The 13,887-nt window shown below is 57.8% G+C and carries 12 protein-coding genes; 6 read left to right on the top strand and 6 right to left on the bottom strand.

Annotated features, from left to right (window positions below):
- The first annotated feature begins 140 nt into the window (after positions 1–140).
- Complete coding sequence (locus C1N60_RS10640; RefSeq protein ID WP_021506112.1) at positions 141–554, top strand: hypothetical protein; 414 nt, start codon at positions 141–143, stop codon at positions 552–554.
- On the opposite strand, the gene C1N60_RS10635 is transcribed toward C1N60_RS10640, so the two are convergent.
- Both C1N60_RS10635 and ydgH read right to left on the bottom strand, forming a co-directional pair.
- Positions 555–1,946: a basic amino acid/polyamine antiporter gene (locus tag C1N60_RS10635; protein WP_241797889.1), complete on the bottom strand. Its 1,392-nt coding sequence runs from the start codon at positions 1,944–1,946 to the stop codon at positions 555–557.
- Positions 1,947–2,152: 206 nt separating this feature from the next.
- Positions 2,153–3,109 carry a DUF1471 family protein YdgH gene (gene ydgH / locus C1N60_RS10630; protein ID WP_241797890.1) on the bottom strand — a complete coding sequence of 319 codons (957 nt, stop codon included), beginning with the start codon at positions 3,107–3,109 and terminating at the stop codon, positions 2,153–2,155.
- 538 nt (positions 3,110–3,647) lie between these two features.
- On the opposite strand from ydgH, the gene pntA reads away from it, so the two are divergent.
- Both pntA and pntB read left to right on the top strand, forming a co-directional pair.
- On the top strand, positions 3,648–5,180 hold the full coding sequence (gene pntA / locus C1N60_RS10625) for a Re/Si-specific NAD(P)(+) transhydrogenase subunit alpha (RefSeq protein WP_394520818.1): 1,533 nt from the start codon (positions 3,648–3,650) through the stop codon (positions 5,178–5,180).
- An 11-nt stretch (positions 5,181–5,191) separates the two neighbouring features.
- Positions 5,192–6,580 carry a Re/Si-specific NAD(P)(+) transhydrogenase subunit beta gene (gene pntB, locus C1N60_RS10620; RefSeq protein ID WP_150058133.1) on the top strand — a complete coding sequence of 463 codons (1,389 nt, stop codon included), beginning with the start codon at positions 5,192–5,194 and terminating at the stop codon, positions 6,578–6,580.
- A 76-nt stretch (positions 6,581–6,656) separates the two neighbouring features.
- Here pntB and uspE read toward each other — a convergent pair whose 3' ends face one another.
- Both uspE and C1N60_RS10610 read right to left on the bottom strand, forming a co-directional pair.
- Positions 6,657–7,613, bottom strand: a complete 957-nt coding sequence (gene uspE, locus C1N60_RS10615) for a universal stress protein UspE (protein WP_058758505.1) — start codon at positions 7,611–7,613, stop codon at positions 6,657–6,659.
- 119 nt (positions 7,614–7,732) lie between these two features.
- Positions 7,733–8,485: an FNR family transcription factor gene (locus tag C1N60_RS10610; RefSeq protein ID WP_031279133.1), complete on the bottom strand. Its 753-nt coding sequence runs from the start codon at positions 8,483–8,485 to the stop codon at positions 7,733–7,735.
- Between the two features lie 297 nt (positions 8,486–8,782).
- On the opposite strand from C1N60_RS10610, the gene smrA reads away from it, so the two are divergent.
- Positions 8,783–9,349 (top strand): DNA endonuclease SmrA, encoded by a 567-nt coding sequence (gene smrA / locus C1N60_RS10605; protein ID WP_021506105.1) that lies wholly within the window; start codon positions 8,783–8,785, stop codon positions 9,347–9,349.
- Here the strand turns inward: smrA and C1N60_RS10600 are convergent.
- On the bottom strand, positions 9,346–10,266 hold the full coding sequence (locus tag C1N60_RS10600) for a LysR substrate-binding domain-containing protein (protein WP_021506104.1): 921 nt from the start codon (positions 10,264–10,266) through the stop codon (positions 9,346–9,348). The genes smrA and C1N60_RS10600 overlap by 4 nt on opposite strands.
- 323 nt (positions 10,267–10,589) lie before the next feature.
- Between C1N60_RS10600 and C1N60_RS10595 the strand changes: the two genes are divergently transcribed.
- Positions 10,590–11,924: an MFS transporter gene (locus C1N60_RS10595; protein WP_104092913.1), complete on the top strand. Its 1,335-nt coding sequence runs from the start codon at positions 10,590–10,592 to the stop codon at positions 11,922–11,924.
- 88 nt (positions 11,925–12,012) lie between these two features.
- On the top strand, positions 12,013–13,353 hold the full coding sequence (locus tag C1N60_RS10590; RefSeq protein WP_394520817.1) for a 2-oxoadipate dioxygenase/decarboxylase HglS: 1,341 nt from the start codon (positions 12,013–12,015) through the stop codon (positions 13,351–13,353).
- A gap of 68 nt (positions 13,354–13,421) precedes the next feature.
- Here C1N60_RS10590 and C1N60_RS10585 read toward each other — a convergent pair whose 3' ends face one another.
- Positions 13,422–13,856, bottom strand: coding sequence for a DoxX family protein (locus C1N60_RS10585; RefSeq protein WP_058769762.1), 435 nt, complete (start codon positions 13,854–13,856; stop codon positions 13,422–13,424).
- Positions 13,857–13,887 lie beyond the last annotated feature (31 nt).

The raw sequence follows: 13,887 nt of genomic DNA, 5'->3' as shown, positions 1-13,887 counted from the left end.
GCTTTTCCTGGTCCTGAGCTCTACGCTACCGCACGAATTATCCTTGTCTTACTGGTATGTACACCGTGAAATGTGCCATTATTACCGGCGCGTTCTGGCGCAAGGTTCGGAATCGTACTGAAAACAGGAGGAGTGCGAGGGTGTCTGATAAAGAGCTGGCTTCAGCCGGATACAGTGACCGCATCTGCTTCAACTACAGTGACTTCCTTTCCGCTTCCTGCAAAAAACGCTGGAGCTTTGTCGATGCCATTTACGGCGTGATGCCAATTTTTGGCATGGTGACGCGCAAGTCCGGGCACAGTTTACAGGCCAGCGACGACCATCTGAAAGAATTAGCATTACAAATCATTTCAACCCAGGTCAGCGACGAAATTAACATCGCCCGACTGATCACTCTGGCCGAACAGCAGCACATCAGCCGCTTCGATATCCAGCTGCCTTATCCGCTGTCCGCTGAGCAGCTTGACGCCATCCATCTGGAATACCGCAAGCCGCTCAATCTGACACAGCAGAACGATCTGCTGTGCGTTTCCATTCCTTTACAACCACACTGATTAGCGCGTCAGCTGCCACAGCGCGGGCAGTGAGGCGGCAATTAATAGCACGATGGCGATGCGCTCCAGCGCAAACAGCGGTTGATCGCCGCGGCCGCCGCGTCGTGCATACAGGAACAGCAGCAGACCCGGCGCGTAAAGCACCACTGACAACAGCAGATGCAGCGGCCCCGAGGCGTAGAGCAGCCAGAGTCCATAGGCGCTGGCACCGAGACCGGTCAACAGGGCCAGCGGTTTGTGCTGACCGCGTACCACTTTGACCAGATACAGACCGACCAGCAGATAGGGCACGAGGATCATTTCTGAGGCGATAGTCAGCAGCGTGTTGTAATCCGCGCCGGTAACCGCAATCAGAATCAGGCACACCTGCACGCTGCCGTTAGTCAGCCACAGCGACGCCGCCGGCGCGTTATGGCGGTTCTGCCGGGCAATGCTGCGCGGAAACGCGCCCTGCTGCGCGGCAAGGAACGGGACTTCCGCCGCCATGATGGTCCAGCTGAGGTAGGCACCGCATACCGAGATAATCAGGCCGACCGCAATCACCGCATCGCCCCAATGGCCCATCAGTCGCTCCATCAGGCCAGCCATTGATGGATTGCGCATCTGCGCCAGTTCCGCACGCGGCACCACGCCAAGCGACAGCAGCGTCACCAGCAGATAGACCAGCAGCGCGGCCAGCACCGCCAGCAGCGTGGCGCGCCCGACATCTTTTTTGTGCCGCGCGCGGGCGGAGACCACCACCGCGCCTTCCACACCAATAAACACCCACAGTGTGATCAGCATGGTCTGTTTAACCTGCTGCCACAGCGGCTGGCCGAGCGCGATACCGTCAAAATCAAAACGGAAGCGATCGTAATTAAACGCCAGCAGCGCCAGTACCACGAACAGCAACAGCGGCACCAGTTTGCCCAGCGTCGCCAGCAGGTTGATGCTGGCCGCTGTCTGTACGCCGCGCAGCACCAGCCAGTGCACCAGCCACAGCAGCACGGAAGCGCCAAGCATCGCCTGCCAGGTGTTGCCATCGCCAAACACGATGCGATCCGGCGTATCGGTAAAGAAGCTCAGCGCTGAAAACACAATCACCAGATACGAGACGTTGGCAATCACCGCACACAGCCAGTACCCCCATGCCGAGCAGAAGCCGGTCAGCTCGCCGAAGCCGGCGCGCGCGTAGGTGAAGATGCCGCCATCCAGTTCCGGGCGCAGACGCGTCAGCAGCAACATCGCCAGCGACAGAAAGAGGATACCGACACCGGTGATCAGCCAGCCGATCAGCAGCGCGGCCGGACCGGCAACCGCCGCCATATTTTGTGGCAGGCTAAAGACGCCCGCGCCGAGCATCGAGCTGAGCACCAGCGCAGTGAGCGCGCTAAGACCTAATTTTTTATCCAAAACGCCATTCCTGAGCAGCAGAGTGTGCTGGGTAGTAGTTGTTCAGCCAGAGTGTAACGTGGCAATCAGTCCCGTTTAAAACGGAATACCCTGAAAACAGGCGGCAGATTTTACGGAGAGCGAACGGTGAAGGCAATGCAAGACTATGCAGATTTGCACACGGATTATGCAAACGGCAGGGCGACGGGCGCCGCCCTGCGCGGGGATTATTTAAACAGGTCAGCGGTGACGGTCAGGTTGCCGCCGCTCTGGTTCTGCCACTGGCGCGTAATGTGATAATACTTCGCGCCTTTGGCGATGGCGCGTTTGCCCACGGCTTCTGAGATCTCGGTTGGCGTGCCGAAGTGATCGGAGAAGGTGATGGTGTCAAACGGTTGCATCTGTGCGGCCGTGATCGCATTGACTTCCTGCACGCTGCGGCCATCCGGCTGCGTCACCGTATAACGCTGACCGGTAGAGCTTTGGGTTTCAAAGAAACGACCCACGCTGGTGCTTGGCGTATCTGAGGAAGCAACGCCAGGGATTGCCACTTTCTTGGCTGCTGCGCCGCCCGCAGCCAGGGCTGCTTTACCGGCTTCTGAATCAGCCGGAATGGAGTCAGATGTATCCTGCACCACGCGCGCTTTGGCATCGGCTTTATACACGTAGGCGGTCACGTACTGGTTGCCACCGTTGTTAGCATCCACCTGACGCACAATAAAGAAGGAGGCCGCGCCTTTGTTTTTCGCCGCTTTAGCGATGGCTTCGTTCACGTCCGGCTGGCTGGAGAAGAAGCCGCTGACGGAGACGGTGTCAAACGGCTCAAGGCGATATGCTTCCGCCTTCGGCAGCTCTTTCACGCCGTTGAACATCCGGTATTGCGTGCTTTGTTCCACTTTCGCTGCATTGGCTTTGTACAGATCGGCGGTAACGCGCCAGTTGCCACCGTTACCGTTGCTGTCGTTGATGCCCTGCACGTAGAAAGAGTCCGCGCCTTTGGCGTCGGCGGCTTTAGACACGGCGTCTGTTGCATCGCCAATTGCATTAAAACGGCCGCTAATATTGATACGTTCGAATGGTTTTAACGCGGCCGCTTGTTCTGGCGTTAACTCTTTGGCAGCAAACGCATTGGCTGCCAGCAGTGATAACAGGGTCGACGCCAGAATGGTGTTCTTCAGCTTCATAAAAATGATCCTTCGCCTTACGCAAATTGAGTACGAAAACGTGCTGGACTCTTGATGTATAACAGATTAGCCGCTGATTATTGCATGTAATAATCGGCCTGTCTCAGCCAATTTATGCGCATAACATTGACAATCCCAGCATTTTATTCATCGGCCTGTCATCTTTCGCTGTTATGGCTTTTTTTTGGTCAGCTTACCGCTTTAACCGGTATCGCTTAGTACCATAATAGTTAACGCATTGTTAAATATAGGTTTTTAAAAACAGTTAATTCGTCATGACACGATTAGGCACAGCAGATTATTTTCCATAATGCCGCAAACCTGGTCGCATCCCGCGGTATTCATCTCTGGCATCTGAATATCTGTGTGAATGTCATAAGTGTGCGTTATGGCGCTAGATCGTCCTGGGCATTTTCAGTAGGTTATAAAGACTTTGTTACATAGTGCATTTCGCTCATAAAAAGCTGAAACAGCGTTTCGGCTTTTAAGCATGTGCCCCTTACAGAACCTCATCCTTTAATCATGGAAAGGAAACAGTATGTTAATTGGGATACCCAAAGAGCGGTTAGCCAATGAGTCCCGCGTCGCAGCGACGCCAAAGACCGTTGAGCAGCTCATTAAGCTGGGATTCAGCGTCACCGTTGAGCAGGGCGCCGGGTTGCGCGCCAGCTTTGATGATGACAGTTTTATCGCCGCCGGTGCCAGCATCAGTAATCCGCAGGATGTCTGGCAGACCGACATTGTACTGAAGGTGAACGCGCCAGACGACAGCGAGATCGCCCTGATGCGCGCGGGCAGTACGCTGGTGAGCTTTATCTGGCCAGCACAGAACCCGGCGCTGCTGGAGAAATTAGCCGCACGCAACATCACCGTAATGGCGATGGATTCCGTACCGCGTATTTCACGCGCGCAGTCGCTGGATGCGCTCAGCTCGATGGCGAACATCGCCGGTTACCGTGCCATTGTCGAAGCAGCCCATGAGTTTGGCCGCTTCTTCACCGGGCAAATCACCGCCGCCGGTAAAGTGCCACCGGCCAAAGTGATGGTCATCGGGGCTGGCGTGGCAGGTCTGGCGGCGATTGGCGCGGCGGGCAGCCTCGGTGCCATCGTGCGCGCCTTCGACACCCGTCCGGAAGTGAAGGAGCAGGTGCAGAGTATGGGTGCCGAGTTCCTTGAACTCGACTTTCAAGAGGAAGCGGGCAGCGGCGACGGTTACGCCAAAGTGATGTCCGAGGCCTTTATCAAGGCGGAAATGGCGCTGTTCGCGGCGCAGGCGCAGGAAGTGGACATTATCGTCACCACCGCGTTAATTCCGGGCAAGCCGGCACCGAAGCTGATCACCGCAGAGATGGTGGCCAGCATGAAGCCGGGCAGCGTGATCGTGGATCTGGCGGCAGCCACCGGCGGCAACTGCGATCTGACCGTCGCCGACCGCGTCACGCTGAGCGACAACGGCGTCAAAATCATCGGCTACACCGATCTGCCGAGCCGGCTGCCAACGCAGTCCTCGCAGCTGTACGGCACCAACCTGGTGAACCTGCTGAAGCTGCTGTGTAAAGAGAAAAACGGCGAGATCGTAGTTGATTTTGACGATGTCGTGGTGCGCGGCGTCACGGTAATTCGTGACGGAGAAGTGACCTGGCCTGCGCCACCGATTCAGGTCTCTGCTGCGCCACAGGCCGCAAAACCTGCCGCACAGCCGCAGGTGAAAGCGGCAGAGAAGTCCGCTGCGCCGTGGCGCAAATATCTGCTGCTGGCGCTGGCGGTAGTGCTGTTCGGCTGCCTGGCCAACGTCGCGCCAGCGGAATTCCTGTCGCACTTTACCGTGTTCGCGCTTGCCTGCGTCGTCGGGTATTACGTGGTGTGGAACGTCAGTCACGCGCTGCATACGCCGTTAATGTCCGTCACCAACGCCATCTCCGGCATTATTGTGGTGGGCGCGGTGCTGCAGATGGGCCATGGCGGTTGGGTCACCTTCCTGGCGTTTATCGCCGTCCTGATTGCCAGCATCAATATCTTCGGTGGTTTCACCGTCACCCAGCGCATGCTGAAAATGTTTCGTAAGAATTAAGGGGTAACAACATGTCTGGCGGATTAGTGACTGCAGCATACATTGTTGCCGCAATTCTGTTTATTTTCAGCCTGGCCGGGCTCTCGAAGCATGAGACCTCAAAGCAGGGCAATATCTTTGGTATCAGCGGCATGGCGCTGGCGCTGCTCGCCACCATTTTTGGTCCGCACAGCAGCAACGTGGCGTGGATTCTGCTGGCGATGGTGATCGGCGGTGCGATTGGCGTGCGTCTGGCGAAGAAAGTCGAAATGACCGAAATGCCGGAGCTGGTGGCGATTTTGCACAGCTTTGTCGGTCTGGCGGCGGTGCTGGTCGGGTTCAACAGCTACCTTGACCACGCGCCAGGACTGTCAGCGGTGATGGAAAATATCCATCTGACCGAAGTGTTCCTCGGCATCTTTATCGGCGCGGTGACCTTCACCGGTTCGGTGGTGGCGTTTGGCAAACTGCGCGGCAAGATCTCCTCAAAAGCGCTGATGCTGCCGCATCGCCATAAAATGAATCTGGCGGCGCTGGTGGTCTCATTCCTGCTGATGCTGTGGTTTGTGCGTACCGACAGCACCGCTGCACAGGTCGTTGCGCTGCTCCTTATGACGGTGATTGCGCTGGTGTTCGGCTGGCATCTGGTGGCGTCGATTGGCGGTGCGGATATGCCGGTGGTGGTCTCGATGCTCAACTCCTATTCGGGCTGGGCGGCGGCGGCGGCGGGCTTTATGTTGAGCAACGACCTGCTGATCGTCACCGGTGCGCTGGTGGGCTCCTCCGGTGCCATCCTGTCGTACATTATGTGTAAAGCGATGAACCGTTCCTTTATCAGCGTGATTGCCGGCGGGTTCGGCACTGACGTGAGCGGTGCCGACGCGGGCGAAGAGGCGGGTGAACACCGTGAAATCAGCGCGGAAGAGACGGCAGAACTGCTGAAAAACTCGACCTCGGTGATCATCACGCCGGGCTACGGTATGGCGGTCGCCCAGGCGCAGTATCCGGTGGCAGAGATCACCGAGAAGCTGCGCGCACGCGGTATTAAGGTGCGTTTCGGTATTCACCCGGTAGCCGGTCGTTTGCCGGGGCACATGAACGTGCTGCTGGCGGAAGCCAAAGTGCCGTACGATGTGGTGCTGGAGATGGATGAGATCAACGATGATTTCAGCGATACCGACACCGTGCTGGTTATCGGTGCCAACGACACCGTCAACCCGGCGGCCCAGGACGATCCGCGCAGCCCGATTGCCGGTATGCCGGTGCTGGAAGTGTGGAAAGCGCAAAACGTCATCGTGTTCAAACGCTCGATGAACACCGGCTATGCCGGGGTGCAGAATCCGCTGTTCTTTAAAGAGAACACTCAGATGCTGTTTGGCGATGCCAAAGCCAGCGTCGAAGGCATTCTGCGCGCGCTGTAGGAAACGAAAAGGGCGGTGATGTCACCGCCCTGACAGGCACAAACCGGGGCGGCGCAGGATGGCCGCCCTGCGTTATTTAATCCTCTTCATCTTCCTCATCGTCGAGGTCAATCGGCGATTTGAAATCATCCGGCTTAATCGCCAGCAAATCACAGCGCAGGTGATCGATCACCTGTTCAGCGGTATTGCCGAGAAACGCAGCTGACAGACCGGTACGACCGATGGTGCCCAGCACCACAATCCCGGCGTCGAGATGCGACGCGATATCCGGGATGACTTCTTCCGGCAGGCCCTTCGCTACGTGGGTAAACTCCTCGCCGATGGAGAATTTCTGGCGCAGCGCTTTCATCGCCACCAGATGCTGGCCGCGAATGGCATCGTTATAGACGCTGGGATCAAAATCCGGCAATTCGATGGCAATGTTAATCGGCGTGACGGGATAGGCGCCCACCAGATGCACCTCGGTGTGATTCACCATTTCGGCCAGCCGCGTGGTCTCGCGGATCAGTTTTTGATTAAGCTCATCATGATGCGGTTCCTCGCTCGCGAGGTTTACCGCCACCACCGCTTTGCCGCCTTCCGGCCATGGCTGGTCTTTAACCATCCACACCGGGCACGGGCACTTACGCAGCAGGTGCCAGTCGGTGGGGGTAAAAATCACCGCTTCCAGACGATCGTGCTGGTGCGCCATCTTCAGGACCAAATCATGCTGATGCGCCAGCACTTCCTGAATGATGGCTTCGTACGGCCGGTTATGCCACACCACTTTGATCTCGATATCCACGCCGGCTTCCAGATAGGCCTGCGCCTGTTCGCGGATCCATTCGGTGCGCTGGCTAATCACCCCTTTGCGCATGTTGACGCGCTCGTCGGGCGACAGCAGGGTGGTCATTTCGTAGGAGAAGTCGTAGATAGGCAGGAAGGCTTTGATTTTTCCGCCGATACGTTGATTGAGATACACCGCACGCCGCAGCGCCGGCTGGTCGTCCTGCTGAGCATCAATCGCCACCAGAATATGCTGATACCGGGACATAAGGCACTCTCCTCAAACCAAAGCGAAGTTGGATTAAAGATAGCCTAAGATGGCGCAGGGCAGAAGCGGAAAAGTTGTTGCCGGATCAATAAAATAACATTTATCGACCCGGCAGGCGGTTACGCTGCCTGATCGGTCTGGCCGGCCAGTTCAGCCAGCAGCGCATGGTTTTCGATGGTGATATATTTGCCTTTCACCGCCAGCATGCCGCTTTTCTGGAAACGTCCCAGCAGACGGCTGATGGTTTCGACGGTGAGTCCCAGATAGTTACCGATGTCGCCGCGCGTCATGGTCAGGCGGAATTCACGCTGTGAGAAACCGCGCTGGCCGAAGCGGCGCGACAGGTTCCAGATAAACGCCGCCAGACGCTCTTCCGCGTTCTTTTTCGATAACAGCAGGATCATATCCTGATCGCCTTTGATCTCGCCGCTCATCAGACGCATCATCTGCTGACGCAGCGCCGGCATTTTACCGGACAGATCGTCGAGGGTTTCAAACGGAATTTCACATACCATGGCCGTTTCCAGCGCCTGAGCGAAGCTCGGATGATGCGCGCTGACGATGGCGTCAAAGCCCACCAGATCGCCCGCCAGATGGAAACCGGTGATCTGTTCATCACCCTGTTCGGTAATGGTGTAACTTTTAATGGTGCCGGAGCGTATAGCATAAAGGGATTTCAGTTCATCACCGGCTTTGAACAGCGTCTGGCCTTTCTGAATCGGCTTTTTGCGTTCAATAATATTGTCCAGCTGATCCAGTTCATGTTCGTTCAGCGTGAAGGGAATACACAACTGGCTGATACTGCAATCCTGACAGTGGATGGCACAACCGCCAGACTGAATACGTCGAATGCTGCGTTTTTCCGGGATCATATAGGTACGCTCGATGATTATTGACTGTCGTCAATTTTAACATTTTTCTCTGTCATGTGAACTCATCCGAGCAGTAATAATGATCAAAACCGCACAAATGCTGGGTATTCGCGGCTTTGATGTCTGCAAATTACCAGCCGGTTTTTGATCTGGAACGTTTTCTTTCCATATTTACATCCGGACACAACCTGATCCCGCGCAGAAAGTGACGGATGTGATAGCCGATAACCTTTGCTACTATTTTGCTTTCGGGTGGCATGTTGCGCCCGATTCACCACCAGGCGTGAGGAAAACACCATGAACCTTGATGATGAAGACCTTTTCCGCGATGCCATGGGTGATGTAACCCCGTTAAAAGATTGCGCCAACACCCAGTGGCTGCGCGCGCCGTCTACCAAAGCGCCGCGCCAGCAGCCGCATGACGACGCACCGGAAAACTTCCTGACGCGCGGCTTCCTTGAGATTATCCCGCGCGACACGCCGCTGGAATATAAAGCCGATGGCATTCAGCAGGGCGTGCTCGATAAGCTGCGGCTGGGCAAATATACGCTGGACGCCAGTCTTAATCTGTTACGCCAGCCGGTGGAGACCTGCCGGCAATCGCTGTTCAGCTTTATGCTGGAAGCGCGTAAACAGGGCCTGCGCAATCTGCTGATTATTCATGGCAAAGGGCGGGATGATGAAGCACACGCCAATATTGTCCGCAGCTACGTGGCACGCTGGCTGCGTCAATTTGACGACGTTCAGACCTTCTGCAGCGCGCAACCGCAGCACGGCGGCAGCGGCGCAGTTTATGTCGGGCTGCGCAAAACCGATCGCGCGCGCCTCGACAATCGCGAACGCCACGCCAAACGCAGCCGTTAACTGTGAAATTTGCGGATGGTGGCCATCAGCACTTCCGCGCTTAACGAGAGAGAGTGGCCGCTGCGGGTAATAATGCCCACCGGTTCGCCGGGGCCGGGCGATGCGATGGGTAGCGCGCTGAGCGCATTGTGACTTAAATCTTCCTTCACCGCGCCGGATGGCACAAACCACACATAGTCATAACGCAGCGCCAGCTGGCGGGCCAGCGAGGTGGAAGAGGTTTCGACACAGTTGCCCGGCAGCGAGCAGCCTTGTTCATCCAGCATGTGCTGGGCAATGCGGCGCGGCGCGGTGCCTTCAGGCGAAATCACTACCGGCCACTGCATAGCGCGGGAAAGTGTGACGTTGTCACTTAACAGCGGGTGCTCCGGTCGCACCACCAGCTTGAGGGATTCGAGAAACAGCAATTCGTAGGTCAGGCCGGTCATCATTTCGCTGTCCGCCATACGGCCAATGCCAATATCAAACTCCCCGGCGCGCAGGCCAGCCAGCAGCACATTATTGTGCAGCGTGGCTACCTGTACCGTGGTGTTCGGCTGCTGTTCATGGAAGCGATCCAGGATCTGCGGCAGCATCCCCATGGCGGCGGTGGTGAGGGCGCCAAGGCGGATCACGATCGGGCGTCCGGAAACCGGCGAGTTGAAACTTTGTCCGGCGTGGTTAAGCGCATCCAGTACTTTCACCGCGTGGGTCAGGAACTGTTCTCCCAGTGTCGTCAGCTGAGCACCGAGGCGACCGCGCTCAAACAGACGTGCACCCGCCAGTTCCTCCAGCTCATTCAGCGTCTTAGACAGCGCCGGCTGACTCAGATTGAGGGTTTCCGCCGCGCGGCCCAGCGTGCCCTGTTGCGCGACTGCCACAAAGGTGTGTAAATGGCGCAGACGAATGCGCTGATTAAAGAGATGATTTTTGTCCATAAACGCCAGCGTAATGAGTCAGAGTGGTCAGCGGCAAGTGGCTGACCGAGATTCTGTTAACTTACCTGCAAAATTATATTAACAAAAACAGTCAGCGTGAGAAGTTTTAGTAAGTGGCTGTATTGGTTGGCTTTATAAATAACCGGGTATCCAGGCGCGTTTCTGTACTCAGCGTTATCAGTAGCTTAGCGGGTAAAATGTTGAATAATTCTCAATTTCACTTAAAAATCCTGCCCGTTATTGTTAACGATGCGCTATCATAAGCGCCGTTTTTTTTACCAAAACTGATGACCTATTCGTGATAATCCTGCAGGAGTGGTACCGTGACCAGCGCTGAAGCCATTGACGTCCGCCAGCTCATCAACCAGAGCGCGTTAAGCAGCTGGCAGAAGCGTTTAATTGCGCTGTGCTTTGTCGTGGTAGCGCTGGATGGCATGGATATCGCGCTGATGGGCTTTATCGCGCCGACGCTGAAAGCCAGCTGGGGCGTGACCAATCATCAGTTGGGGATGGTGATCAGCGCGGCGCTGATTGGGCTGGCGCTGGGTGCCATGGTGGCTGGACCGCTGGCCGATCGCTACGGCCGCCGCGTGATGATTCTGCTCAGCGTGCTGTTTTTTGGCCTCTGGACGCTGGCGACCGCCATGGCGCAAAACATCGAACAGATGATGCTGTTCCGCTTCCTCACCGGTCTGGGGCTGGGAGCGGCGATGCCCAACGTCGGCACGCTGGTGGCCGAATACGCGCCCGAGCGGCGTCGCTCGTTTATTATCACCGTGGTGTTCTGCGGCTTTACCTTTGGCGCGGCCTCCGGCGGTTTTGCCGCCTCGTGGCTGCTGCCGCGCTATGACTGGCATTCGGTGATGCTGATGGGCGGCGTGCTGCCGCTGCTGGTGCTGCCGTTTCTGCTGCGCGGCCTGCCGGAGTCGGTGCGCTTTCTCATCAGCCAGCGCGCGCCCGCTGCGCGCATTCACGCTATTCTGGCGCGCATGCTGCCGGGTAGCGTCCGGCCTGACAGCCATTTTCAAAGCAGTGAACCGCTGGCCGCGCGCCACGGTGCAGTGGCCACCGTCGTCTCACCGCGCTATCTGTTTGGCAGTCTGATGCTGTGGGGCGGCTACTTTATGGGGCTGTTTCTGGTGTACCTGATTGGCAGCTGGCTGCCATCGCTGATCAACACGCTGGGCATGTCTGTCACCGAAGCGGCTATCGTCACCGCCATGTATCAGGCGGGCGGCACCGTTGGCTCACTGTTTGCCGGCTGGCTGATGGACCGCATCAACGCCAATCTGGCGCTGGCCATTATTTACTTTTGCGGCGGCATCGCCATTGTGGCGCTCGGGTTTTCCCCGGCGCAGGTCGGGTTGATGAGCGCCATCGCCTTCTGCAGCGGCTTCTGTTTTAACGGTGCCAACACCGGCATGAATGCACTCTCGGCCAGTTACTATCCCACCCATGCCCGCGCGACCGGCTCCAGCTGGATGCACGGCGTCGGCCGCATCGGCGCGATCATCAGCGCCTTCGTTGGCGCTGAGCTGCTGTCCCTCGGCTGGTCGTTTAGCCAGATCTTTCTGCTGCTGGCGCTGCCGGCGGCGCTGACCACGCTGATGCTGGTACTGAAATGCCGCTTTGGTGACCGGCCGCGCGCCACCGAGTGACAGGGCGATCACAGTTCCGCGAAAATGTTACCCGCCGCTAAAGGGTTGATCTACAGTAGCAGCAACCCTTTAGCCCAAGGTGATGACCATGGATAACTTTCTCACCCGCGATGCCATCCGCACGCTGTTTTCTCAGGCCATGTCGGCCATGTACCAGCAGGAGGTGCCGCAATATGGCACCCTGACGCAGCTGGTTACCGCCGTTAACGAACGCACCTTAGAAGCGCAGCCGGCGCTGAAAAACCGTCTGGCCGCCGCCGATGAGCTGAGCCGGCTCGGCGTGGAGCGTCACGGTGCCATTCGCGTTGGCACTGCCGCAGAGCTCAGCACGCTGCGGCAGATGTTTGCCGTGATGGGGATGGAGCCGGTGGGCTATTACGATCTGTCACAGGCGGGCGTGCCGGTGCACTCTACTGCCTTTCGCCCGGTCAGCGACAGCGCGCTGCGGCGCAATCCCTTCCGCGTTTTCACCTCGCTGCTGCGGCTGGAGCTGATCGACGATGCCGCACTGCGCGACAAAGCCGCGGCTATCCTGGCGGCGCGCGACATCTTCACGCCAGGCTGCCGGGCACTGATCGCGCAGCATCAGCAGCAGGGCGGTCTCAATGCTGCCGATGCCGCCCGCTTCGTTCAGGAGGCGCTGGAAACCTTTCGCTGGCATGCGCACACCACGGTGGACAGCGCCACCTACCGCGCGCTGAGCCAGCAGCATCGCCTGATTGCCGACGTCGTGTGCTTCCGCGGCTGCCACATCAATCACCTGACGCCACGCACGCTGGACATCGATCGCGTGCAGGCGCTGATGCCTTCGCGCGGCATCGAACCGAAAATCCTGATTGAGGGACCGCCGCCGCGCGCGGTGCCGATTCTGCTGCGCCAGACCAGCTTCAAAGCGCTGGAAGAGGCGGTGCATTTTAATGATGGCACGCCTGGCACCCATACCGCGCGCTTTGGTGAAATTGAGCAGCGCGGCGCGGCGCTTACGCCTAAAGGCCGCGCGCTGTACGACCGGCTGCTGGCGCAGGCCGGTACCGGCAGCGATAACCAGCAGCATCAGCAGCACCTCAGCGCGGTGTTTCGTGATTTTCCTGATGATGAACAGACGCTGCGCGAGCAGGAGCTGGCGTGGTTCCGCTACCGTCTGACGCCGCAGGGCGAGCATCAGCCGCCGCGCGCCGGGGAAACCGTGGCGCAGCTGCTGGCCGCCGGACGTTTACAGGCGGAACCGATTGTCTACGAAGATTTTCTGCCGGTGAGCGCGGCCGGGATTTTCCAGTCTAATCTGGGCAACCAGACTCAGGCACGCAGCGCCGGCAATGCCAGTCGTGCCGATTTTGAAGCCGCGCTCGGTGCCGCCGTGCAGGATGAGATGGTGCTGTATCAGCAGATGCAACAGCGCAGTCTGGCGCGCTGCGGCGTGCAGGAGTAGGGCGTAAAAAAGCGGCCTGAAAAGTGACAGGATCACTTTTACAGGCCGGCTGGTTTTCTTTCTAATGATTATTGCAGGCGTGCGTCGCGCACCAGCGTATATTTTCCGGCACCCAGGAACAGGATGGCCAGCGCGCCCAGCAGGTAAAGCGCTTCCGTTTCCAGCGACCAGGCGCCGACATCGGTGCGATGCCAGAGTGCGCCCATTTTCACCAGCAGCGTTGCGACTACCATGTTAACGGCAATGATAAAGGCCGCCGGGCGCGTCAGCAGGCCAACGATGACCATAATGGGTGCCACAATTTCCCCGATGTAAGCACCGTAAGCGATGAAACCTGGCATGCCTTTGACGCTGAGCAGATGGGCGATCCAGCCGACGCCATGAATCGCCTTAAACTCGCCATGAAACAGCAACAGTCCGCCGAAGGTTAAGCGTAACAGCAATTTACCGAAATCCGGGTGATCGCTCATCCGGGTGAACAGTTGATTGATGCCAGCAAACATCGCGTCTCTCCGTCACGCCAGGTTAACTTGC

It is taken from the genome of Pantoea sp. SGAir0184, assembly GCF_043544755.1.
Note: the sequence above shows the minus strand (reverse complement) of the source record. Positions and strands in the feature narration are given on the sequence as shown.